Genomic DNA, 23,035 nt, shown 5'->3' with positions numbered 1-23,035 from the left:
TTTTGTCGTTCAGCTAGCTGTCAGCAAAGTGCGTCATGATTAAAGCTCACCACAGAGGAGTCCCCCCATGAAACACATTCTATTGACTGCCAGCACCCTAGCCTTAGCACTTGGCGCCACTAGCGCCTATGCGGGCGATGATTGCCATGATGCGGTGGCCGATTGGCAACCACAAGAAACCTTACGCCAAATGGTAGAAGCCAAAGACTGGCAGGTAAAACGCATCAAAGTTGATGACGGCTGTTATGAAGTGAAAGGCTTGGATAAGGCAGGTAATAAAATCGAGGCCAAGTTTGCGCCAGGCACACTGCGCATTCGCAGCTTTGAAGTGGACTTTGACGATAACTCAGACTTGTCTGCCTATCCGATGTTACCAGTGCCCGTGTTGTCAGCTAAGCCTGAGCAGCCTGCTACTACAGCACCCGCCGCTACTGAGCCTATGCAGCCTACTGCGACGCCCGCTAAATCCTAAGCTTTAGCAAATGCCTCGCTGGCACTTTAAGTGTGCCACTACAAATACAGTAATGATATTGGCTGCCTGCTTGCTCTTTATAGAGCCTCATCACTTATTATAGAAGGGCCTGACCATGAAGAAAACAGCAACAATACTCGCACTCACCGCTTTGCTTACCCTACCCAGTTTGGCGCAGGCAAAGCCCGTCACCCTCACCACTGAGTTGAACGGTTATAACGGCGACGGCGCTTATGTGGCTATTTATCTCACCGATGCCAACGGCAAATATCAAGACACCTTGTGGGTCGCCGGCGGCAAGTCTAAATATTACAAACACTTACGTGATTGGGCGCGGGGCAGTGGTCTAAAGGCTGCGACATACGATGGTAAAACCGGTGCTAGCCTCGCCAGTGGTAACACGCTCGCCACCACAGTGGAGGTTGCCGATAAGTGGCTGGATGCAGGTTATCAGTTGCGTATCGATACCGCAGTGGAAGACCTGCGTGAACACAGAGCCGAAGTAATAGCGCCTTTTACTCGCGCCAACGCTGGCCAAGTCACCTCAGGAAAAGGCTATGTAAAGTCTTTTAGTTACCAACTGCAATAAGCTCACGCCGAACTATTAAGGTTTAAAAGTTCAGGCCGCATGTAATCCTAGGAGGCTCGCCATGCTTAGAAAGTTTCACTCCATCTCAGCTTGGCTGGCCTCCCTATTACTGCTGGTATTAACCTTGAGTGGCGCTCTACTGTCTTTAGCTCCAGCAATTGAACGCAGCAGCGCAGAGCTAGCTGCCAGCCAACAATTAAACGTGGCTGAGTTGGCCAATCGTATTGCCCAACACTACCCCCAAGTAGAACAAATTGAACGCCGCCCTTCAGGTGGCATCTTGGTTTATTATCAGCAAGCCAATGAGGCAAAAGTGTATTGGGTGAGCCCAGCCACCGGCCAAGCACTCGCGCCCTATCAAGCTTCCGCTTTTTTTCGCTGGCTGAAAAATTTGCATCGCTCCTTTTTACTAGACACTCCAGGTCGACTAGCAGCAGGCGCTGGCGCATTTATGATGCTGGTGTTGTCGGTTTCTGGCACCCTGCTTTTAGCACGCCAACAAGGTGGTATTCATCGTTTGCTGCGCCCCTTAGCAGGCAGCGGCAGTAAAAGATGGCACGCGGAGCTAGCCCGAGTCGCATTACTGGGCTTGTTATTATCTGCACCCACCGGTTTATATTTGTCGACAGTCACCTTTGAACTCGTGCCCGAGGGCATACAGGCGGATCCCGAGCCGCCGCAAATTTCGTTACCGCTTACGCCACAAACCCCAATCGCGCCCATTGCCAGCTTAGCCGCCCTGCAAGCCACACCGGTAAGCGAGCTAGAAGAGCTGATTTATCCCTACCCTAATGATCCGACTGATGTTTATTCGCTGCGCACTCACCAAGGTGCTAGCTTTGTAAATCCTTATAGCGGTGAACAGCTGGCTTACCAAGCTCATGATAAACCTCATGGCGTTTATGCCTTGATCACCAAGCTGCATACAGGAGAAGGACTTTGGTGGTTAGGCCTTTGGCTGGGCTTAAGCGCCTTAGCGGTGCCCGTGCTGGCCGTCACCGGCCTGCAAACCTGGTGGCAAAGGCGAAAAGCCATGCCCAAGTTACTAAATAACAGCCAAGCCAAGGCGGCGGATACGGTAATTTTGGTGGGTAGCGAAGCCAACAGCACATGGGGCTTTGCCCGCACGCTGCATGATGCGTTAACTGCTGCGGGCCATGCAGTACATACCGCGCCTATGAATAGCGTGGCCGCCCATTACCCACAGGCGAAGCAGCTATTAGTGCTTACCGCTACCTATGGCGACGGTGATGCGCCAGCATCGGCTGACCATTTTTTAAGTCGCTTAAGGGCGATTAACCAACTGCCGATTGCACGCTTTGCGGTATTAGGCTTTGGTGACCAACAATTCTGCCATTTTTGTCGCTTTGCCGAAGAAGTAGACACGGCACTACTGGCGCGCGGTGGCGAATCATTGTTAGCACTAGAAACAATTGACCGGCAATCCGCACAGACATTTGCCCGTTGGGGCACGCGCCTAGGTGAGGCACTGGGCCATGAGCTAGTGCTGGAGCATAAAGGGGTGCGAGTACCGACCACACGGCTGCAACTGGTGGATCGCGTGGATTATGACGTTAATAGCGACACGCCCACCAGCGTACTGCGCTTTGCAGCAATGCCAAACTCACGCAAGTCTTGGTCACGTTTAAGCCGCTCAGCTCGCTTGCCACACTTTGCCGCCGGCGACTTAGTGGGCATTTATGCACCGCACAGCACGGTGGCACGGCTCTATTCGCTGGCCTGTGCCTCCAGCGATGGTGTACTGGAAATTTGTGTGCGTAAACACGCGGGCGGCGAGTGTTCGAGCTTTTTGCACCACTTACAATTGGGTGAGCCAATAGACGTCTTTATTCAGCCTCATCCTACTTTTAGGCCACTGCTTGGCGACACACCCTTGATCTTAGTAGGCGCCGGTACCGGAATCGGGCCACTGGTAGGCTTTATTCGTAATAATCAGCAGCATCGCCCTATCCACTTATATTGGGGCGGGCGAGATCCACAAGCGGACTTCTTATATGAGACAGAGCTACAAGGCTATTTAGCTGATGGCCGCTTAACCCAACTGCATGCGGCTTTTTCTCGGGTGGGTGATCGCAGTTATGTGCAGCACAGAATCACGGCTAATAGCGAACCGTTACAAGCACTGATAGCCGCGGGTGCTCAAGTGCTGGTATGTGGTGGCCGCAATATGGCTACTAGTGTGGCAGAGGCACTGGATCAACTATTAGCGCCGCTTGAGCTGAATGTGCAAACCTTAAAAACAGCAGGCCGCTATCGAGAAGATGTGTATTAACTAAAGTCACTAGGAACCAATTATGATAACGCTCTCACAATTAACAGAATTTTTAGGTTGGGCTTCGATAATTAATATTGCTTATATTCTCTTGGCCACCATAGTCATTGCATTTATGAAGGGAACAATATCTTCCATTCATAGCAGGATATTTAGAGTGGAGGGAAAAAAGCTCGACGCTATGTATTTTAGCTTTTTGAGTAATTACAAAATTGCAACTTTGGTTTTTATAGTTGTTCCATATATTTCTTTAAAAATGATGGGCCAGTAGAGGTTTAAGAAGAGTGGTGATGCCGTTACACAAGACAAAAAAGCCATTTACCGAGGTAAGCCCGGTGAAACGGCATAAACCGAACAAAAGATGTGGATCTCGCTTTTGGTTTACACCTCACTCCTTACGTCTCACTGCCCATCGTTTATATTAACGATATTGCGCCAGCAGTCCATCGCAAGCTGACTCGATTAAATCTAGTACCTGCTCGAAGCCCTGTTCGCCGCCGTAGTAAGGATCTGGCACTTCTTGAACTGCGTGATCACCAAGGCTTAACAACAGTTTAATTTTATGCTGATGCTCTGCTGGGCACAGTGCCTGTAGATCCGCTAGATTACTGTGGTCTGCGGCAAGAATGAGGTCGAACTTAGCAAAATCATCGGCCTTAACTTGGCGAGAATGAATGCCGCTAAAATCATAACCGCGTCGCTCTCCTGCTGCGCGCGAGCGTGCATCCGGTTTAGATCCCGCGTGGCCGCCATAAGTACCCGCCGAGTCAACAGTAAGTGCCACGCCCGCACTTGCCGCACGCTGGCGTAATACCGCCTCTGCCGTCGGCGAACGGCAAATATTGCCTAAACAGACGATTATCACCTTTAAATTATCGTTATTTTTCAAATCCTTAGCCATTTCTTCAATCCTATACATCAACACTCATAGACACACGTTTTTTCAATCGCTTACAGAGGATGCAGAATGCGATGTCTAAAAGCTTATGACTTTTTAGCTGCCGTGTTCCATGGCGCATGCAGCGCGATGCTCAATAACACACGTTTACCACGGGTTATGGTGGAAACACTGTGTTCATATAGATCGGGCCGGAACAAAATAACCCGATTAAAAAGAGAAAAGATCACACGCTCTGTTTCGAAAACGCCGCCCTCTTGCGCTTTTATCATAACAACGTTTAACTTGTAGTAGCTACCACTGCCCATCGGATCATGATGTTTCATCACACTATGCCCTTTGGGATAAGTGACCAGATTAACGCTTAGCCGCCTAAAGTGCAGTAAACCACGGTTAATCACCCTACTCATGCTGAAGTCTCCGTCATCATCACTCACAGATTGTGTTAATACACTCATTTTTTAAAGAGAAAATCTACTCAGATACATTGTTGTTAGCTTGCGGGCTCGCATAGTTTTGTGGGTACATAGCGCGCAGCGCCGTGTCATCAAGCTCTTGTTTAAAATCGACATTTTGACCGATTTGTTGGGCTCGAGTCACCGCTGGGCGATGTGCAATGTGTTCAAACCAGCGCTGGATACTTGGGTATTCACTTAAGGCATGTTCCCCCAACACCCGAGAAACTCTGCTCACCCAGCACCAGGCCGCGATGTCGGCAATACTGTAATCTTCACCCACTATGTAATCACGATTGTTCAAGTGCGTGTTTAGTACTTCATAGTGACGTTGGGCTTCACGCAAATAACGATTGATGGCATAGGGGATTTGCTCGGGAGCCGCATGGCGAAAATGGACCGCCTGACCAGAAAAGGGCCCTAAGCCAGTGGCAACAAACATCATCCAAGACAGTAACTCGCCACGTAATTCGGGACGACTACCCAACTGGCCGCTTTTTTCTGATAAATAAAGCAAAATGGCGTTGGAGTCGAACACCCTTACTCCATTGTATTCAATGGCGGGCACTTTCCCGTTGGGGTTAATCGCTAAGTATTCAGCGCTGTGCTGTTCGCCTTTTAAGGGATCAACGGGCACTAATTCATAGGGCATTCCCGTTTCTTCGAGAAACAAGGCAACCTTCATCGGGTTAGGCGTGGTGTGAAAATAGAATTTTATCATCAGCGTCTCAAATTAGGTCAAATGCATGACGTGAGTCCAAAGCGTCAAGGGTTTGGACTCTGCGAATACTCTTGAACTTAGCTATTTTTTTCCCAAATAAAGCGTTCAAACGCGTTATCCACGGGGGTATCTGCAAAATGATTGACGTAATTGCTCATTACTTTTTGTGCCATGCCTAAGGTGATTTCCAGCAGCTGTTGGTTAGCGTAACCGACGGCAAAAAATGCATCCTGCTCTGCCTGTGTCAGCCGACCGCGATTGCGCACCATGGCTAAGGTGGTGTCGTGCAGTGCCTGCAGTTTTTCCGTCGGCATGGCAGTGCTATTACGCAGGGCTTCGGTTAATGCGGGATCCACCTTCATCATGTGCGCAATCCCCGTATGAGCGGGTACACAGTAATGACATTCGTGCTCCACATTAATGGTTTGCCACACCACAGTAAGCTCTTCTGCATTAAACGAGGTCTTTTGAAATAGGTCATGCAGCAACCGATAGCCTTCTAGCAGTGTTGGCGCTTCAGCCATCACCGCGTGCAGATTTGGGATTGAGCCAAACGCTTTCAGTGATTTTTCTAGCAGCGGCTTGCTATCACTTGGTGCAGACTCGAGTGTGTGCAGGGTAAAGGTACTCATGGACTCTCCAAAACCGCACAATAATGCGGCTATATCGTGGTTTAGTAGAGACACTATAACTAGACCTGAACGATCGTTCAAGTTAGAATTGAACAATCGTTCAGGATGAGGTCACCCATTGAAAAGTACTAAATATGATCGTCAGGAGGCTATTCACAATGCCACCAACCTATTTTGGGCCAATGGCTTTCATGCCACATCAATGCGCAATATCCAACAGGCCATCGACATGCGCCCCGGCAGTATTTACGCCAGTTTTGGTAGTAAAGAGGGCCTATATAAAGAGGCGATGCAACACTACACCGCCATGAGCAAAGCGCGATTAATCGCCAGTGTTGCGGCCTCAGCGTCTCCGTTTGAGGGGCTGAAACAATTTATTAAGAATGCCGTGGTTGGCGGCCAAACCTGCGCACCCAGCAACCTGTGCATGCTGGTCAAAACAATCTCGGAGCTAACCGATGACAACGCGGAGTTGCTCGCCGAAGCAAAACATTTGCTGCAAGAAATGGAGTCGGCGTTTGCCTCTATTTTAGTAAAAGCCCAACAGCAAGACGAAGTAGATACGACAAGAAGCCCTGCCCGCCTAGCGCGTTATCTGCAAGTTCAGCTGATGGGATTGCGCGCCTATGCCCGCACTAATACCGACGTTGAACAGCTCAATGACCTGATTGATGATGTGTTTGATAACTTGGCAAAAAGCGCACGTTCCCCAAAAGTAACGCTTAAAAATGCACGATAAATATGTGACAGGATTGATGCGGGGGGGGGTTATGCTCCCCCACTAGCATTACTCCATTTGTCGCGACACCAACTGCTGAATTTCGTGTTTTAAATTTCGGGTGAGCTCAACAAACGCTGCCACCGTGGGGCGAGGTTCAGTATCAGGATAATGTAGCTCGATTTGCATCAACAGCTTTTGACGCTTGATAGGAATAAATACACAGCCTGTGCGATTAAGAGAGGTGATACAACGGGGAGCGACAGCAACACCTAGCCCAGAGGCGACTTCAGTAAGCAGCGTTTGCATAAGCACCGGCTGGCTTACAATATGCGGCGAAAAATGCTCGCGTTGGCAAGCACCTATGATCTGGTCGAATAGTCCTGCGGCCTCACTGCGTTCAAACAATACAAACGGCTCCGCAGCTAGCCCATGGCGGGAGGTATCGGGTAACGGACGTGAGAAGCCTACGTCAATACTTCTTTATCAAAGGCATCTAACTGTTGTTCGACAGTCAGATCTTGCAAACTAATAGCAACGTGCGGATAGCGCTGAGCATACGCGCGTACCAACGTCGGTATGAACCCCGAGCAGGCAGAGCTGATGTAGCCAATGCGTAGATTACCTGCTTGCCCTCTGGCTGCACGCTGCGTGTACTCCTTGGCGCGGCCTTCCAATGCGATCATGGCGTGGGCTTCCACCAGTAGCACTTCCCCAGCGGCCGTGATCTTCACCTCTCTGGTATTTCGCCAGAATAGACTGACTCCGAGTTCCTCCTCCAGACTTGCAATCTGTCGGCTGATGGCTGGTTGAACTATATGCAGCTCACGAGCTGCGGCAGAAAAACTTTTCAGCTTAGCCACCGCTATGAAGCTGCGGAGGGTACATAATTCCATCAGAACTCCCATGTTGTGTGAAGACAGCGATAGCGACGTCTAACAATAATTAATGTGTTTTAAGCATAACTGATATCAATATTGATTATTTTTATTATAGGTTGGCCATCGTTATCCTACCCTAGCTTTCATACACATAACTCATAGGATATCCCATGCAAACGCTATCAAAAATTGGCGGCTTAACCCTATTGTGCATCGCCAGTTTGACCATCATGGTGGGTACTTTGCTTGCACCTGGGCTAATCAGCATTGCCGCAGCGTTAGGCGTCGCCGATACTGCTAGCTGGTTAATCACATTGCCATCATTGGGCGCCATCTTTTTTGCCCCCTTCGCTGGCCGCCTGATTGACCGTTTTGGGGCCTACCGCTGCTTAATTATCGGGCTATTTCTTTATGGTTTCATTGGAACTACCGGTGTTTTTCTGCATGGTAGCGTAGCGGTATTTACCAATCGGATCGCATTGGGCGCCGTCACCGCGTTAGTGATGGCAGGCGGTACCGTGCTGATTTCTGAGTGGTATAGCGGCCGTGCTCGCCTGCGCATGATTACTCAACAAGGTATGTCAATCGAACTGGGTGGGGTCATCTTTCTATTTCTTGGCGGCCTGCTGGCCACTCTCGGGTGGCGCTGGCCGTTCGCGCTTTATCTAATAAGCTGGTTTTTTCTGCTAATGTTATTGACCTGCGTCCCCGCAAAGTCGCCGCCTCCCAACAACGCAAAAACACCCGAGGACGATCACAATACCGCCGTACCGACTGCACTAAAGGTCGTGTATTTAGCAGCCACAATAGCGATGACCGTATTTTTTACCGCGTTCGTCATTTTGCCTACTCGCTTACATGCTCTGGCATTTAGTGAGGCCGAAACCGGCTACTTTCTGTCTTTCATCTCTCTGGTCGCCGTTGGTGCAGCCATGGTCATGCCACGCGTGTCTCGTCGACTAGGCGAGCGCAATACCCTAGCACTCGCCTTTACTCTCTATACCGCGAGTCATACTGTTTTCTATCTGGCAAATAGTTTGGCTGCTTTCGTGCTCGGCGCAGGCGTCATCGGAACCGCATTTGGTCTATCCATACCACTCGTGACACATATGACCGTTGAGCTTAGTCACTCACAGTATCGCGGCCGTAACCTGTCCTACCTAACTATGGCAATTTTCCTTGGCCAGTTTATGGCCTCAATGATGGAGCTTTTGCCTGGCGGCACCACTGCAACATTTTGCTTTGCAGCTATCCTCGCCTGCCTCTCTGCCTTTTTCTTGATTATCTGCCCACTAAAGAGATCTCCATTGCAGATATAGCCATTGGTATTGAGTTCCACAATAAATGCTAGAACGTATCGATGTGGTCTACTCAACTAGGGGCTAACCGAAGCACTTGGTAGTACGCGGCGACACAATATTTGAGTGATCGCTCAATAACAACTTGAGTGACCACTCAAATTTGGTTATTGTAGCGTTTCTGTTGATTTAACATTGGTCTTAAAAACCACGTTACCCTGTCATTAAGGAAGAATCTCATGTTAAAAACTACATCACTTATTATGCTTGCCGCCACCACCCTGCTTTCTGCGCAAGTTGCACAAGCCACCGCAGAGAAGGGCGTGGCTGCTAGCGTACGCTTTAGTACCACTAGCAATGGCACCGATGGTGTCGACCTGCATCAAGCCAAAATGAGAAAATTACACGCAGAAAAAACAGGTATACTCGAAGTCGAATATATCCCCGCACAGGTATATATAAATGCCGGCAGTAATGGCACGGATGGAGTTGACTATCTTAGAGAAAAAATGGCGAAGCTAAAGCGAGAGAATGGCACAGCGGCGCCAGTGAAACGTGTTCCCGCTACCGTTACACTAAACACAGCAAATAACGGCACCGACGGTGTCGATCATTTCGATAACCGCATGCGCAAACTCACTAATCAATGCTAAATTATGAAGCAGCTCCGCTACGGAGCTGGAATTAGACAGTTCAATTCAATCGCTATGATGTTTATCAGCGGTCAATAAGTAAGGCGTTCAGAACTATCAATTCAGCATCAGACTTTCAAGTGAGAATCTAGTGCTGAAGGCGAGTAGAACGCTCTTGACTGACAAAGAGTTAATATGATTAAAAAACTATTTTTACTGTTGGTTGCAGCGATTGCTATTGCCCTGTTTTTTCACTTTGAGCTGCACCAATTGCTAACGCTCGAAGGCTTAAAAGAATCAATGACGCAATTTAACCAATGGAAAGAACAATCTCCATTATTGGTCATTGGTGGCTTCTTCTTACTGTATGTATTGGTCACGGCTCTCTCTTTACCGGGGGCGGCTATTTTAACCGTGGCAGCCGGCGCCCTATTTGGTTTAGGGCAAGGCGTATTAGTGGCGTCTTTTGCATCCAGCATAGGCGCAACACTGGCTTTTTTAGTCTCCCGCTACCTGCTGCGTGACGCCATTAAACTGCGCTTTCCGGAGCGGCTTGCCGCCATAGATGCCGGTGTTGAAAAAGAAGGCGGCTTTTACTTATTCACATTGCGCTTAGTCCCGGTATTTCCATTCTTTTTAATCAATCTGCTAATGGCTGTTACCTCAATCAAGTCATGGACCTTCTACTGGGTAAGCCAAGTGGGTATGTTTGCAGGTACCTTTGTATTTGTTAATGCCGGCACTCAACTTGCGCAAATTGAGAGTGTATCAGGCATATTATCGTTGAATTTAATTTTATCGTTCGCTTTATTAGGGTTATTTCCGCTGTTGGCAAAGGGAGCGTTAAACATGTTTAAAAAACGGCGTGTATATAAAAACTATACCAAACCTAAAAAATTCGACCGCAATATGATTGTTATTGGCGCGGGGGCCGGCGGTTTGGTCACCAGCTATATCGCTGCGGCAGTTAAAGCCAAAGTCACCCTCATTGAAGCCGGTGAAATGGGTGGCGACTGCTTAAATTACGGCTGCGTACCCAGTAAAGCGGTGATTAAAAGTGCAAAGATGGCGGAGCAAATTCGCCACGGTGCAGATTATGGCCTTGAAAACGCCACCCCGCAGTTTTCGTTTAAAAAGGTAATGGCCCGCGTACACCAAGTGATTGCCGATATAGCCCCCCATGACAGCGTAGAGCGCTATACCAATTTAGGGGTCGAAGTACTAAAAGGCTACGGTAAATTAGTTGACCCGTGGACAGTTGAAATAACGCTGAATCAGGGTAGTACACAGACCCTCACCGCTCGTACCATTGTTATTGCCACCGGCGCACAGCCCTTTGTACCGCCGCTACCAGGCATTGCAGAAACCGGCTATGTCACCAGCGATACCGTATGGAACAAATTTTCCCAGCTTGATGATGCCCCTAAAAAGCTGGTGGTACTTGGTGGCGGCCCTATTGGTTGTGAGCTGGCACAAAGCTTTGCTCGGCTCGGTTCAGAGGTGACGCAAATTGAAATGAGCGATCGCATCATGAACAAAGAAGATCTTGAGGTGTCGCGCTTTGCACACGATGCGCTGACACAAAGCGGGGTTAACATTTTAACGGCACATCAAGCACTGCGCTGCGAAACTCGCGCCGGAATAAAATACATTGTGGTTAAACACAACGACCAAGAAATCGACATTGAGTACGATGAACTACTGTGTGCCGTTGGCCGCAGTGCGCGTCTTACCGGTTATGGTCTTGAAGCGTTAGGCATTGAAACTAACCGCACCTTGGTGACTAACGAGTACCTAGAGACGCTTTACCCTAATATTTATGCAGCAGGCGATATTGTTGGCCCCTACCAGTTTACCCATGTAGCCGCACACCAAGGGTGGTACGCCGCAGTCAATGGCTTATTTGGTCAGTTTAAGAAATTTAAAGTCGATTATCGCGTGATACCGTGGACCACCTTTATCGATCCAGAAGTGGCGCGCGTGGGTATAAATGAGCAAGAAGCGACAGCCAAAGGTATCGACTTTGAGGTTACTCGCTTTGAATTTGCAGAGCTAGATCGTGCCATTACCGACAGCGCCACCAACGGCTTCATTAAAGTAATTACCCCCAAAGGCAAAGATAAAATACTTGGCGTGACCGTGGTTGCAGAACATGCCGGCGACTTGATTGCGGAGTTTGTACTGGCCATGAAATACAATTTAGGGCTTAACAAAATATTAGGCACCATTCATAGCTATCCAACTTGGGCTGAAGGTAACAAATACGTCGCCGGTGAATGGAAACGTAACCATGCCCCGCAAACTGTATTAAACTGGCTTGAGAAGTACCATGCTTGGCGCAGAGGCTAACCGTGCTTAACGTCGCGTTAAAACGAGCCTTAGGCGGCACTCTGCTTGCGCTCGCGTTTGCCAGCCATGCACATTCAGCGCCCAGCACCGCTAATAAAGTCGCGGCATCACAGCCTATGCACTGGCAGCAAATTGAAGCCTTGGGTAAAAATAACGATGTCTACTTTTATGCTTGGGGTGGTGATGCGCAGATTAATGCTTATATACAGTGGGCGGCACAACAGGTTAAAACGAAGTACAACATTAACTTAGTGCATGTGAAGCTCAGCGATACCAGCGAGGCGGTAAGCCGCGTTTTAGCCGAGAAATCAGCGCGTAATAATAGCCAAGGTAGCGTTGATTTAATTTGGATCAACGGGGCTAATTTTGCCACCATGAGCGAGCATTCGTTACTGCTAACAGCATGGGCAAATAAGCTGCCCTACTTTGCACTCACCGACCCTGAGAATAACCCGGCGGTTAACTTTGACTTTGGCATTGCAACTCAGGGGATGGAGGCTCCTTGGGGGCAAGCAGTGCTGACCTTTTATTACGATAGCCTTGCCATCACTCACACTCCACCCAGCACATTAGATGAGCTATTAAACTGGAGCACCCAAGTTCCTGGGCGTTTCAGTTACCCAAAGCCGCCTGATTTTTTAGGCATGAGTTTTTTAAAATACGCATTGGTGATGTTACACCAAGACAGTGATCAACAGACTCAAGCACAGCTTAACCTGCCCGCTTCTGCACAAAATACAGCACAAGTACTCAACCCCTTGTGGACGTTTTTAAATAAACTACACCCGACACTTTGGCGCAGTGGCCAGCATTTTATGCAAAGTGGCGCCCAAATGCGCCGCTTAGTCGATGATACCGAGCTAAGTTTAGGTTTTACGTTTTCAGCGCCTGAAGTACCTGCGGCAGTGCAGCGTTTTGATTTACCTCGAAGCATTCGCAGTTACGCCATGCAGGATGGCAGTTTGAGTAATACCCATTTTGTAGCGATTCCTTATAACGCTAGTCATCCGCAAAGTGCACAGCTGATCGCTAACTTTTTACTCAGTCCCCGCGCACAAGCGCACAAACAACAAGCCAGTGTGTGGGGAGATAGCAGCGTACTTATTCAGTCAACGTTAACCCCTGAGCAACAGGCGCTGTTTAAGCGTCAAACACCACACCCAAGCGCGCTGCCATTTAACAGCATTAAACGCACATTAAGTGAGCCTCACCCAAGTTGGGTTAATGCCATTATGCTCGGTTGGCAAACACGTTATGGCGTCACACGATGAACGCTAAGACACTGGCTCTTGATAGCCAAGATATGTTTACTAAACTGGTGAAGCTTAGCCCCTATCTGCTGCTCGCACTACTGATGCTGCCGGTGCTAGGCGGCTTAGCTTGCGTGTTGCTACCCGCAATAGGCTGGGCTCCCGCACTGCAGCAAACGACGATAGGGTTACAAGGGTTTAATGCACTGTGGCAGACCCCTGGCCTGAGTAAAATGGTTACGTTAAGTGTCACCACAGGCTTAGTAAGCACCCTACTCGCGCTGATAATCACCTTAATGATGTTAGCTGCATTCTTTAACAGTGTGTGGCTTAACCGTATTCAACGCCTACTTAGCCCCATATTAGTGATTCCTCATGCGGCCGCAGCCATTGCCGTGGGGTTTTTAATTGCTCCTTCTGGCATGCTTTCTCGATTGATATCTCCTTGGCTCAGTGGTTGGCAACTGGCACCTAATGGACTGTTCCCACATGATTCATATGGCATCAGCATAATATTAGGCCTCACACTTAAAGAACTGCCTTTTCTCTTATTAATGGCACTCGGTGCCTTGGCTCAGCCTGAGCTAGGCAAAGCGTTACGCCAACAACATAAAGTTGCGCTTAATTTGGGGTACCACCCCATGACTGCCTTTTTTAAAGTGACACTCCCCAATCTTTATCCATTGTTACGCTTACCCGTGCTAGCGGTGCTAGCCTATGCCAGTGCCAGTGTAGAAATGCCGCTTATATTAGGCCCCAACACCCCAGCTACACTCGCCGTGGCCATTATGCAGTGGTTTACCGATGCGGATTTAAACCTGCGTATAAAAGCCTCCGCGGGGGCATTACTACAACTCATTATTACCGGCGGTTTGCTAGCATTATGGCTCAGCGGTGAAAAGACTATCACGTATCTCTTTCGCGACTTAATGACCAATGGCAAACGCGACTATGCTGGTTTTATTTGGCAAAAAATAACCATGGTGCTCACCACCTTAGTTATTGGCTTTATATTACTGGCATTAATGGGGCTTGTTATGTGGTCAGTGGCCGGGTTTTGGCGTTTTCCGGCGGCGGTGCCAGAGCAATTAGTAGTGTCACACTTTCAACAGGCCTTAGTGCAGATGAGCAATCCCTTATTAAACACCCTGGCCATTGGCACGGTAACAACTGTACTGGCGGTTACCATCACCTTATTGTGTTTAGAGTCTGAGCAATTAAATGCAAAACCACTGTCTTATTTTATGAGTTCAGTTATTTATTTGCCGTTATTAGTCCCCAGCGTTGCTTTTTTATTTGGCTTAGTCTGGCTGCAGCAATTAGTAAATCACCAAGCTGTATTTTTTAATGTGGTACTTGCGCATTTATTATTCGTGTTGCCCTATGTATTTTTATCGTTGGCCAGCAGTTACCGGCGGCTAGATGTGCGCTTTGCTCATGTAGCCGCAAGTTTAGGCTCCACGCCATATCAGGTGTTTTTACGCGTGAAATTACCGCAGTTATTTGCACCTATCTTAATTGCCACCGCACTGGGCCTGGCTATTAGCTTTGGCCAATATCTACCCACTTTGCTAATGGGTGGCGGACGAATATCCACCATTACTACAGAAGCGGTGACGCTTGCTAATGGTGCCAGTCGTCGCACCAGTGCCGTGTATGCCATGATGCAAATGGCGTTACCGTTGGCAGGCTTTATGTTGGCTTGGCTGTTACCTAAGTTCTTTTTTAAAGGTGCACGTTTTTAAGACGCACTTTATTAACATTTACAGAGCGAAAGGCTTTTTAATGTCAGCTTCTTTATGCATAAAAAACTTACAACTGTTTCGCGACAGTGAGCAGCTGCTCAACTTAAACGAAAAAGTGAACGGTGGTGAAATTCTTACTATTATGGGGCCTTCGGGTAGTGGTAAGTCGAGCTTACTAAATTGGCTCACCGGCACGTTAGCCAGTCGCTTTAATGTGCAGGGTGAAGTGTGGCTTAATGATAAAAATGTGAGCCACTTACCCACTCATTTACGCCATATTGGCGTACTGTACCAAGATGCCCTGCTGTTTTCACACTTAACCGTTGCCGGAAACATTGCCTTTGCAATGCCTCAAGGTAACAAGCAGCAGCGTCTTGATAAAATAGAGCATGCCCTTGAACAAGTTGGTTTAGTAGGCCTAACTCATCGCCACCCCGACCATCTTTCTGGCGGGCAACAAGCGCGAGTGGCGTTATTGCGATTGCTATTAAGTGAGCCTAAAGCGATTTTACTCGACGAGCCGTTCAGCAAACTCGACACCCAGCTACGCGTTGATATTCGCAAATTAGTGTTTGAGCAAATTCGCCACCACCAACTGCCTGCCATTATGGTTACACACGATCATAGCGATGCCCAGGCCGCGAATGGCAAAGTTATCACGCTAAGTACACCTGGGGATTTATATGCTAGATAAATATATTACTCCCATTATAAAACCTTTGTTAGCCCCTGTGGTTCGGTTACTGCACCGCCATGGTATTACTGCCGATCAGCTCACTGTATTTGGCTTTTTAATCGGCTTATTGGCCGTGCCGTTGTTAATATTCGAGCTTTGGCTCTGTGCGTTGGCCGCCATTGTCTTTAATCGTATTTTAGATGGACTCGACGGCCAACTAGCACGCTTCTCTAATACCGAGTCTAGCGCTGGTGGATATTTAGACATTACCCTAGATTTTCTATTCTATGCGGCTATTCCGCTCGGATTTATTATTGCAGATCCAGAACAAAATGCCATTGCGGGGGCACTGCTACTCGCCGCCTTTATTGGCACAGGATCCAGCTTTTTAGCCTTCGCGATTGCAGCTGAAAAATTTCATCTAGAAAAACCTCAATTTAAATATAAAAGCTTTTACTTCTTAAATGGTTTAACCGAAGGCACCGAGACCATACTGCTGTTTATCGTGCTGTGTATCTGGCCGCAGCAGTTTGCTTTATTGGCTACTTTATTTTCCATGGCGTGTGCTATTACTATTTTTACCCGTATACAGGGAGGGTATCGTACGCTTAAGCAACACACAGCCTATACTTATCAAGCCACTGATATAGACTCTCGAGGTGCAAGATGACAAACGAAATTGGATGGCGACTTGGCTGTTTTATTAGCATATTAGCGATAATGATGCTGCTTGAATGGCAACAGCCCGCACGTAAATCTCCTATAAAAGCGAGCACACGTTGGTTTGCTAACTTTGGGTTGGTGTTTGCCTCTTCTGTGATTGCACGCTTAACGATACCCATAGGTTTAACGACGGTAGCACTTTATAATCAGCAGCACGGCATTGGCTTATTCAATCACATAGCGTTGCCAAGCGTTATTATTATTATGCTTAGTTTGTTGTTACTCGATATTTTAATATATTGGCAACACAGACTATTCCATAAGATCCCTATGTTGTGGCGCTTGCACAAAGTACATCATGCAGATGCTCACGTTGACACCAGTACCGGACTGCGCTTTCATCCTGTTGAAATCATGTTAAGCATCCTCATAAAACTGGCGGCCGTTAGTATGCTCGGCGTACCTGCAATAGCAGTACTTATATTTGAAATTACACTCAATGGTTTAGCGTTATTCAATCATGCCAATATTCGCTTACCGAATGCCATTGAAAAACCATTGCGCCTGATATTAATGACGCAAATATTACATCGCATACACCACAGCCAAACAGTCAGTGAAACCAATTCAAATTATGGATTTAGTGTTATTTGGTGGGATAAAATTTTTGGTAGTTATAAAGCCAAGGCTATAAAAACGGATAGTGAATTAGACATAGGCCTAATGGAGTATCCACAAGCGCAACAGAATGCGTCGCTATGGCATTTACTGACGATGCCATTTAAGAGACGGTGAATAATAAATTTTAAATCATCTGCCGACACTGTCATATAAAAATATGGTGTGGTTTATTATAAATAAAACAGCACTTCATATTGCTCATTGATCACTTACAAATAAAATTAAGGAGAGAGACTTGAAAGTCATACAATAAATATTTAATTACAACCTAACACTACCATTAAATCATGAACATCCATTTACCTTATCTCACTTAGTTAAACCTAATTCAACTCAAAGATACACCTTTGACATTTTTTAAAGTATTTTCACTTCATCCACAAAGGAAGCTCATGAACAACGCTATTAGTAACGATGTACAGCAACGACTACAATGGTCTCTTTTATTTTTACGGCTGGGCGTATTTATAGTCATGATAATGTGGACTCTCGATAAATTCATTAACCCAGAGCACAGCGCACTTATTTTTTAAAAGTTTTATGGTGTCAATAACTCAAGTGAAATATTGACATATACATTAGGTACGATACAGACAATACTAGTAATTTCTTTTCTCGCAGGCATTAAAAAACGCATCACATACGGAATAATTCTTGTATTACACAGTATATCTACACTGTCGTCGTACAATCAGTATCTTGATGGTTTTAATAACTTACTATTCTTTACCGCTTGGCCTATGTTAGCTGCCTGCTTCACCCTTTATATATTACGTGATCAAGATATTAAATTTACTGTAACGCATTAGATTATAGATAGTATTGATAAGCATATCTAAGAGGAATAATAACCAAACTCTAATACTGGTTATTATTCCTCTTTCTAATGAGTGATACGCAGTGCTTCCAAAGACAGAGCCATATCTTCAGCCAGATCATGAACGGCGGCACTGTTAACGTCGCGCTGGGCAAATGCGCGCAGTCCCATGATCTCAGCTTGCAACCGTCGACCAAGTCGAATCGGGTCACGCCCGCTTTCGATCTCTCCAGCCTCTTGGGCCGCGATGAAACGCGCAATAAAATACTCTTCCATGCCCGCCAGCAATTCCTCCGCTTTACGCCAACCGGATTGCTCTCGCTCACTCAGCTCCAGCACACTCTTAACTAGCATGCAGGCACGACTAGGTAAGTCCTGATCGCTGATGCTACCCAACCTACGCATATAGGCGGCTAATCCTGCTAGCGGTGAGGCATGTGCGTGTAACGTTTGCTCTAGTGCGACCAACCCTAAGTGGCCATAGTATTCAAGGGCCTCCTCAAACAGAGCGCCCTTACTGCCGAAGGTGGCATAGATACTACCTGGTCGCATATCGAGCGCTTTTTCCAGATCTTTTAGCGAGGTATTGTGAAAACCTTTTTTCCAGAACAGCTGTAACGCGCGTTCCAGAGAAACTTGTCGAGTGTGATTCGTTGCACGAGCCATGGACAACTCCAATTCCTTTAGGCTGTAATAGGACACAATAATACATTTTGGTAAATCACTCAATTTATATTGAATGATCACTCAAGTACAATGTTGCATCGTAGAAGCCGAACAAAGAGTTTACTCCACCGACACGCTTCGGACTAATGACACTCACCCTGTTAGTTACTCGTCTGCAATAAAGAGACAGCAGGATTACCTTTATCGTCACCCTCGCGAAGGCGGGGGTCCAGTGCCTTTGCAGTCAGCTCTCTGGCTGACAGCTCTGCGCCACAAACCCTGGATTCCCGTCCCCGCCTACGCGAGGATGACGTTCCTTCGGGAATGACGACAGAACCACGCCGGTTATGCGGCATTACTTAAGTAATCCTGCGTAACTTATATGGATGATGTGGCTAGCTTACCTTTATCGTCACCCTCGCGAAGGCGGGGTTCCAGTCTCTTTGCAGGCCCCGCAGGCTGACAGTTCTGCGTTACATGCTCTGGATTCCCGCCTTCGCGGGAATGACAAGAAAGGGTCCGCGGGAATGTCGACAAGCCACACATGCTATGCGGTATTACTTACCTCTTCCTAGAACTCGGAGCCGCCTGATCAAGCCAAAAATATACCGGAGCAAGTCCGGCATAATATTATAAAGAAAACTGTCTATTTTTTGCTTGGCGCTATATTAACTACAGCCCTAACTTATCAAATAAACCGGGTAACTTATCACCGAGCTTATCGCCCAGCTTGTCACCGAGTTTTTCATTCAGCTTGCGCTTTGCACGCTCAATTTCTTTATCGGCTTTTTCACTTAAATAGACATCGAACAGCTGCTGTAAATCTAAGTTGTATTTAGGATCTTGATAGGTACCGCTAATACGCACCGGTAAGATAATATTCTTCAGCTCACTCAGCTCTTCACCATCTTGGCCCTTTAAGCTGCCCACAATTGCGGTATTCAGCAATACATCTAGCGACTGATCGAGAAGATTGGTTTCGCCTTCACCGTTTATACGTAATAAAGGCGATGCCATATGCAGGTTATTGGTGCTCACCTTACCTTTGGCAATATTGAAGTCGCCGGTCATCGCGCTAAAGTCGGTTTTTTCTACCTCATCTTCAGCCGGTACCGGCAAGCCTTTTACCTTGGCATGCGCACGACGAATAAGTGCGGCAATATTCACGCCGTGCAAGGCACCGTCGGCAACTTTTATTCCCGCCGTGCCCTTCACGCTTTGTTTGATAGTGTTCGCAGTAAGGCCAGTGCCCGCGAGATTCAGCGCTAAGTCGGCACGACCTTCTAGGTAATCCAGTTCGGCGGCGGCATTCAGCAATTCACGGATGTTTACTCCCGTCAGGGTGTGTTGTACCCGAAAGAGAGCCGGATGCTGAGTCACATCAAGCTCCCCTTGGCCTTTCATGCTGCCTTCATATAATTGCGCCTGCACCGAGTCCAGTTTCACCTTACCCTGATCAACCAAAATATGAATATCAAGTTGTTCTAGTTCAATGCCACTGGCCAAAACTTTATCGACAGCCAACTGGCCATCAACTTTTACATTCTGCAACATTGACAGATTAGGTTCAGCAGAAGGCACTGCTGCAGATAAGGTTTCAGGTACCGCACCATTAGCGGCAGGCTTTGCCTCTGCACTGTTCGACTTGGCTGGGGTCGCACGCCAATCGGCCTGCAAAGCATCAATATCGAGTAACTCGGTGTGCAAGTTAAACGTCAGCTTAGGTATCGTTTGGTGGCCCACCGATAACTCACCAGTCACTGCCAGCTCACCCACATCAAGTGTCATGTCGCTAAAGTCGGCCCGCTTTTTATCCAAGTTATAAGCCAAGTTACCCTGCAGTTTTAGCTGCTTATTACCAGGAATAGCACGACCGGTGGCACCGATAAGCAGATCCAGTTCATTCAGCTGTAGTCGGTCAAGTTCTGGCGCCAGCCAAAATTGCCCTGTAGCTTTAATATTGGCCTGAATATCATCGGTAAACAGATTACCCGACAAGCTTAACGGCACTGTGTTATCCAGCGCAAAATCATCTAAGGTAAAATTAACACGATTCAAGCGCGTTAGCTTGCCGTTAATGTCGTTTTGAATAACCACTTCTGCATCGACGACCCGCACCCCAGCTAAACTCACGATCATCGGGGGGTCATTTTCGGTTGACAGTTCAGGCTGCGTGCTATTTTCTTCTTCAGTTGCGGGCTCTTCTGTCGCGGCCGCTGCCGACAGCTCGCGCAAATCATCAATATTGGTCACGCCATCGGCACGGGTAATTAAATGCAGTCGTGCATTACCCAATATCGCCTCGCCAATTTCTAACCGATTATCAAACAAGGGTTTTAACGCCACATCTAGGCTGATTTCACCGACTGATAAGGTGTTACCTTTGGCAAATCCTGGCGGATTAAGCAATGCTGCCTCTTTCACCGTCAAACCGATAGACGGAAAAAAGCGCCAGCTTAAGTCACCACTGATCACCAATACTCGGCCGGTTTTTTCTCGGGTTTGCTCTATTAATACTCGCTTAACGCGTTCGGTATCAACTACTTGAGTTAAAATGACTAGCGCTAATACTATTAGCACAACCAAAGCACCGATGCCGTAAAGTAGCTTTTTCATTGTTTATTATCCCGTGTTGCGCACAGTGCATCAGTCTTGATTAATACGACTCGCATCTGCACCTTGCTGTGCTTTATATTTGGCGTTAGCACGACTCATATAAGGACGCTCTGCCGAACCGGACATTGTTTCAAAGTTTAGCGCACCAATGACCATGTGCGGACGTAGCGCCAGCGGCAGTTTACCGCCGTTATAAAATTCCAGTACGATGCGTCCCGACCAACCCGGATCAATACGGTGTGCGGTAGCGTGTACCATGAGCCCTAATCGCGCCAACGAAGATCGGCCATCCAGCCAACCCACAATATTATCGGGCAAGGTAATAGATTCAAGCGTTACCGCCAGTGCCAGTTCGCCGGGATGTAAAAAGAAAGCCTCACCATCGGCAATAAAAATTTCGTCACTCATCACCCGCTCAATGGCGTCTGACACTTCCGCTTTAGGGCCACTTAAGTCGATATAAGGGGCAGTATGAGCCTGAAATACACGAAACTCGTTGCCTAGTAATACATCTACAGTCACACCACTTATCCGCTCGGGATCTGGCTCTGGGCTAATTTGAATAATACCGTCGGCCAAATAACGCTTAATATCGCGGTCACAAAGACGCATTACAACTTCCTCATTCAATATGAAATCTGCTGCAACAGCGACGGTGCTTGCCGTTTAAAGAACAACAAGTACCAACACGCCGTTGCAGCACTGTGGTTAAACCGCTCGAGTATACAGGCGAGTAGGAATGGAGTTACCACTAAAATACAAGCCACTGGCAATACGTGCCGCCATGGTTAAATACAATTGAGACAAGTTCCCGTCCGGCTCGGCAACCAGGGTAGGCGTACCGTTATCCATTTGACGACCAATGCTGGCATCCAATGGTAGTTGCCCTATTAACGGTACTTGATGCTCCTGCGATGCTCGCAAGCCACCGCCTTCACCAAATAACGCCTCTTGATGACCACACTGTCCGCACTGGTGATAACTCATGTTCTCTATTACGCCAATCACGGGAATATTCACCTTGCGGAACATGCTAATGCCTTTAACCGCATCGGCCAGCGCCACGTTTTGTGGGGTGGTGACTACTATCGCCGCCGTGGTGGGCACGTCTTGAGCCATGGTGAGTTGAATATCACCTGTGCCTGGTGGCAAGTCGACGATTAAATAGTCCAGTTCACCCCAACGGGTTTCGCGCAATATTTGCGATAATGCCTTGCTGGCCATCGGGCCACGCCACACGGTTGCATCACCGGCTTTCACTAAAAAACCGATGCTGTTAGCAACAATGCCATGGGCACTCACTGGCGCCATGGTTTTGCCGTCGTCGCTGGCGGGCTTAGACTGCGCAACACCTAACATCATGGGAATGGAGGGCCCATATACATCGGCATCTAAAATGCCCACCCGCGCCCCAAGTTGGTGCAAGGCCAGTGCGATGTTAACCGCCGTGGTCGACTTGCCCACGCCGCCCTTGCCAGACGACACCGCAATAATGTTGCGCACGCCACCCACATTTTGGGATTCACCAGCATGTGCTAAGGTCGCTACATCGTGGCTTAATTGCCATTGCACTGTTTGAGCACCGCTTACTTTACACAGCTGCTCGTCCAGTTGGCGCAAGCTCGCCTCAAGCTGATAATCAACAAACGGCAACACCAGTTTAATCACTAAAGCAGAATCGGTGAGTGTAATGCCACGTACAAATCCAGCGCTTACTGGATCTCGAGCCCAATGCGCAGGCACAAACTGACCTAACGCCGTCATAATCTGTTCATTACTCATGCTTTTTTACCCCAGAATTGATCTATTCAACACTCTACCAAAAAGCCTGCGATGGCGTAAGGCATAACACACTAGGGCTAAGCCATGAAGCCGACTAATTAAGTGTTTCACCCCTCATTTCACATAATTATCTTATGCACGACCACTCAAAAGCGCCGCTTATTGGCTTTGCCCGTGAAAAAGCCGCCAAAGTGTGTATAA

The 23,035-nt window shown here is 47.7% G+C and carries 24 protein-coding genes; 14 read left to right on the top strand and 10 right to left on the bottom strand.

Translation table 11 applies throughout. The annotated features are described in order from the left end of the window. Positions 1-67: 67 nt before the first annotated feature. The 4 genes from ACFQ1C_RS15905 (at position 68) to ACFQ1C_RS15890 (ending at position 3,625) form a co-directional block, all read left to right on the top strand. Complete coding sequence (locus tag ACFQ1C_RS15905; RefSeq protein WP_379559657.1) at positions 68-472, top strand: PepSY domain-containing protein; 405 nt, start codon at positions 68-70, stop codon at positions 470-472. Between the two features lie 115 nt (positions 473-587). Then, on the top strand, positions 588-1,061 hold the full coding sequence (locus tag ACFQ1C_RS15900) for a DUF2271 domain-containing protein (RefSeq protein WP_379559656.1): 474 nt from the start codon (positions 588-590) through the stop codon (positions 1,059-1,061). Between the two features lie 61 nt (positions 1,062-1,122). Beyond that, positions 1,123-3,354 (top strand): PepSY domain-containing protein, encoded by a 2,232-nt coding sequence (locus tag ACFQ1C_RS15895; RefSeq protein ID WP_379559655.1) that lies wholly within the window; start codon positions 1,123-1,125, stop codon positions 3,352-3,354. Between the two features lie 22 nt (positions 3,355-3,376). Further along, complete coding sequence (locus ACFQ1C_RS15890) at positions 3,377-3,625, top strand: DUF6868 family protein (protein ID WP_379559654.1); 249 nt, start codon at positions 3,377-3,379, stop codon at positions 3,623-3,625. A gap of 150 nt (positions 3,626-3,775) precedes the next feature. On the opposite strand, the gene ACFQ1C_RS15885 is transcribed toward ACFQ1C_RS15890, so the two are convergent. The 4 genes from ACFQ1C_RS15885 to ACFQ1C_RS15870 form a co-directional block, all read right to left on the bottom strand. Then, positions 3,776-4,255: a low molecular weight protein-tyrosine-phosphatase gene (locus tag ACFQ1C_RS15885; RefSeq protein WP_379559653.1), complete on the bottom strand. Its 480-nt coding sequence runs from the start codon at positions 4,253-4,255 to the stop codon at positions 3,776-3,778. Between the two features lie 83 nt (positions 4,256-4,338). Continuing rightward, entirely contained in the window at positions 4,339-4,578 is a 240-nt protein-coding gene (locus ACFQ1C_RS15880; RefSeq protein WP_379559652.1) for a hypothetical protein, read from the bottom strand. 148 nt (positions 4,579-4,726) lie between these two features. Beyond that, positions 4,727-5,428 carry a glutathione S-transferase family protein gene (locus ACFQ1C_RS15875; protein ID WP_379559651.1) on the bottom strand — a complete coding sequence of 234 codons (702 nt, stop codon included), beginning with the start codon at positions 5,426-5,428 and terminating at the stop codon, positions 4,727-4,729. Between the two features lie 77 nt (positions 5,429-5,505). Continuing rightward, a complete protein-coding gene (locus ACFQ1C_RS15870) occupies positions 5,506-6,060 on the bottom strand; it encodes a carboxymuconolactone decarboxylase family protein (RefSeq protein ID WP_379559650.1) in 555 nt (184 codons plus the stop codon). Between the two features lie 118 nt (positions 6,061-6,178). On the opposite strand from ACFQ1C_RS15870, the gene ACFQ1C_RS15865 reads away from it, so the two are divergent. Continuing rightward, complete coding sequence (locus ACFQ1C_RS15865) at positions 6,179-6,799, top strand: TetR/AcrR family transcriptional regulator (RefSeq protein WP_379559649.1); 621 nt, start codon at positions 6,179-6,181, stop codon at positions 6,797-6,799. Between the two features lie 48 nt (positions 6,800-6,847). On the opposite strand, the gene ACFQ1C_RS15860 is transcribed toward ACFQ1C_RS15865, so the two are convergent. Together ACFQ1C_RS15860 and ACFQ1C_RS15855 are read right to left on the bottom strand one after the other, a co-directional pair. Next, the gene (locus tag ACFQ1C_RS15860; protein WP_379559700.1) at positions 6,848-7,255 is read right to left on the bottom strand and encodes a LysR family substrate-binding domain-containing protein; all 408 of its coding nucleotides are present in this window, start codon (positions 7,253-7,255) and stop codon (positions 6,848-6,850) included. Continuing rightward, positions 7,246-7,674 (bottom strand): LysR family transcriptional regulator, encoded by a 429-nt coding sequence (locus ACFQ1C_RS15855; protein ID WP_379559648.1) that lies wholly within the window; start codon positions 7,672-7,674, stop codon positions 7,246-7,248. Before ACFQ1C_RS15855 ends, ACFQ1C_RS15860 begins: the two co-directional genes overlap by 10 nt. Positions 7,675-7,829: 155 nt before the next feature. Between ACFQ1C_RS15855 and ACFQ1C_RS15850 the strand changes: the two genes are divergently transcribed. From ACFQ1C_RS15850 to ACFQ1C_RS15810, 9 genes are all read left to right on the top strand, one after another. Then, the gene (locus ACFQ1C_RS15850; protein ID WP_379559647.1) at positions 7,830-8,978 is read left to right on the top strand and encodes an MFS transporter; all 1,149 of its coding nucleotides are present in this window, start codon (positions 7,830-7,832) and stop codon (positions 8,976-8,978) included. 218 nt (positions 8,979-9,196) lie between these two features. Next, a complete protein-coding gene (locus ACFQ1C_RS15845) occupies positions 9,197-9,610 on the top strand; it encodes a hypothetical protein (RefSeq protein ID WP_379559646.1) in 414 nt (137 codons plus the stop codon). Positions 9,611-9,784: 174 nt separating this feature from the next. Next, complete coding sequence (locus tag ACFQ1C_RS15840) at positions 9,785-11,938, top strand: FAD-dependent oxidoreductase (protein ID WP_379559645.1); 2,154 nt, start codon at positions 9,785-9,787, stop codon at positions 11,936-11,938. After that, a complete protein-coding gene (locus ACFQ1C_RS15835) occupies positions 11,923-13,209 on the top strand; it encodes an ABC transporter substrate-binding protein (RefSeq protein ID WP_379559644.1) in 1,287 nt (428 codons plus the stop codon). The genes ACFQ1C_RS15840 and ACFQ1C_RS15835 overlap by 16 nt, the downstream gene beginning before the upstream one ends. Then, the gene (locus ACFQ1C_RS15830; protein WP_379559643.1) at positions 13,206-14,933 is read left to right on the top strand and encodes an ABC transporter permease; all 1,728 of its coding nucleotides are present in this window, start codon (positions 13,206-13,208) and stop codon (positions 14,931-14,933) included. The genes ACFQ1C_RS15835 and ACFQ1C_RS15830 overlap by 4 nt, the downstream gene beginning before the upstream one ends. A 40-nt stretch (positions 14,934-14,973) precedes the next feature. Further along, entirely contained in the window at positions 14,974-15,627 is a 654-nt protein-coding gene (locus ACFQ1C_RS15825) for an ATP-binding cassette domain-containing protein (RefSeq protein WP_379559642.1), read from the top strand. Beyond that, positions 15,617-16,279, top strand: coding sequence for a CDP-alcohol phosphatidyltransferase family protein (locus ACFQ1C_RS15820; protein WP_379559641.1), 663 nt, complete (start codon positions 15,617-15,619; stop codon positions 16,277-16,279). The genes ACFQ1C_RS15825 and ACFQ1C_RS15820 overlap by 11 nt, the downstream gene beginning before the upstream one ends. Then, a complete protein-coding gene (locus ACFQ1C_RS15815; protein WP_379559640.1) occupies positions 16,276-17,067 on the top strand; it encodes a sterol desaturase family protein in 792 nt (263 codons plus the stop codon). Before ACFQ1C_RS15820 ends, ACFQ1C_RS15815 begins: the two co-directional genes overlap by 4 nt. Before the next feature lie 278 nt (positions 17,068-17,345). Next, positions 17,346-17,486: a hypothetical protein gene (locus tag ACFQ1C_RS15810; protein WP_379559639.1), complete on the top strand. Its 141-nt coding sequence runs from the start codon at positions 17,346-17,348 to the stop codon at positions 17,484-17,486. Positions 17,487-17,836: 350 nt separating this feature from the next. Here the strand turns inward: ACFQ1C_RS15810 and ACFQ1C_RS15805 are convergent, their stop codons facing one another. From ACFQ1C_RS15805 to apbC, 4 genes are all read right to left on the bottom strand, one after another. Further along, on the bottom strand, positions 17,837-18,436 hold the full coding sequence (locus ACFQ1C_RS15805; RefSeq protein WP_379559638.1) for a TetR/AcrR family transcriptional regulator: 600 nt from the start codon (positions 18,434-18,436) through the stop codon (positions 17,837-17,839). A gap of 672 nt (positions 18,437-19,108) precedes the next feature. Next, a complete protein-coding gene (locus ACFQ1C_RS15800; protein WP_379559637.1) occupies positions 19,109-21,052 on the bottom strand; it encodes an AsmA family protein in 1,944 nt (647 codons plus the stop codon). Between the two features lie 30 nt (positions 21,053-21,082). After that, the gene (gene dcd, locus ACFQ1C_RS15795; RefSeq protein ID WP_379559636.1) at positions 21,083-21,664 is read right to left on the bottom strand and encodes a dCTP deaminase; all 582 of its coding nucleotides are present in this window, start codon (positions 21,662-21,664) and stop codon (positions 21,083-21,085) included. Between the two features lie 96 nt (positions 21,665-21,760). Then, entirely contained in the window at positions 21,761-22,834 is a 1,074-nt protein-coding gene (apbC, locus tag ACFQ1C_RS15790) for an iron-sulfur cluster carrier protein ApbC (RefSeq protein ID WP_379559635.1), read from the bottom strand. Positions 22,835-23,035: the final 201 nt, after the last annotated feature.

Origin of the sequence: Oceanisphaera ostreae, from assembly GCF_042676125.1 — a bacterium.
GTDB lineage: Bacteria > Pseudomonadota > Gammaproteobacteria > Enterobacterales > Aeromonadaceae > Oceanimonas > Oceanimonas ostreae.
Note: the sequence above shows the minus strand (reverse complement) of the source record. Positions and strands in the feature narration are given on the sequence as shown.